This window comes from Streptomyces aculeolatus (assembly GCF_020400605.1).
In the GTDB taxonomy this organism is placed as follows: domain Bacteria; phylum Actinomycetota; class Actinomycetes; order Streptomycetales; family Streptomycetaceae; genus Streptomyces; species Streptomyces aculeolatus.
Window position 1 is genome coordinate 1 of record NZ_JAINRD010000078.1, and the last position, 1,053, is coordinate 1,053.

1 protein-coding gene is annotated in these 1,053 nt (G+C 67.2%); it reads left to right on the plus strand.

From position 1 onward, the window contains the following. Positions 1 to 99 precede the first annotated feature (99 nt). On the plus strand, positions 100 to 1,053 hold the full coding sequence (locus LG396_RS38775; RefSeq protein ID WP_225798308.1) for an IS481 family transposase: 954 nt from the start codon (positions 100 to 102) through the stop codon (positions 1,051 to 1,053).

The following is a 1,053-nucleotide window of genomic DNA, read 5'->3' on the forward strand; positions in this document are numbered from 1 at the left end:
TGTATTGATCACGAGCGTTGTTAACGGTTGTGGGTCTTGATCATGGCGAAGACCTCCGGTGTGGTGGAGGTGTCGAGTCTTCACCGCGCGGAGGTCTTCGTGTCCCACCGTAATGCCCGGCTGACCGTTCATGGCAGGCGGCTGCTGGTCGATCGTGTCCGTTCGGGCCGTCCCGTCGCACATGTCGCTGCCGAGATGGGGATCTCGCGGCCCACTGCCCACAAGTGGCTGCGCCGCTTCAGACAGCACGGGGAATCCGGCCTGCGTGACCGTTCCAGCCGGCCTTGCAGGACGCCGCACCGCACCCCGGCAGCGGTGGAGGCCCGGGTCTGTCACCTGCGGCAGCAACGCAAGCTGGGCCCTGCTCGTATCGGTCCGGTCCTGGGCATGCCCGCCTCGACTGTGCACCGGATCCTGGTCAGGCACGGCCTGAACCGGCTGGCCTGGCTGGACCGGCCCACCGGCACCGTGATCCGCCGCTACGAACGCGACCGCCCCGGCGAACTCGTCCACGTCGACGTCAAGAAGCTCGGCCGGATCCCGGACGGCGGCGGCCACAAGGTCCACGGCCGCCAAGCCGGCCGCCCCATCCGCGGCATGGGATTCGACTACGTCCATTCCGCCGTCGACGACCACTCCCGTCTGGCCTACAGCGAGATCCACCCCGACGAGAAGGTCGCCACCTGCGCAGGCTTCCTGACCCGCGCCGCCGCGTTCTTCCACGACCACGGCATCGAGAAGATCGAGCGGATTCTGACCGACAACGCCTGGGCCTACCGCAAGGGCCTGGCCTGGAAGAACGCCCTGTCCGACCTCGGCGCGACCGGGAAACTCACACGCGCCTACCGGCCACAGACCAACGGCAAGGTCGAACGCTTCAACCGCACCCTCCTCGACGAATGCGCCTACCAGCGGCCCTACACCAGCAACACCGAACGCACAGCAGCCCTGACCCACTTCCTGCACACCTACAACCACCACCGCAGCCACACCGCACTCAACGGCCAACCACCCATCACCCGCGTCAACAACGCCGCGGGCCAATACACCTAG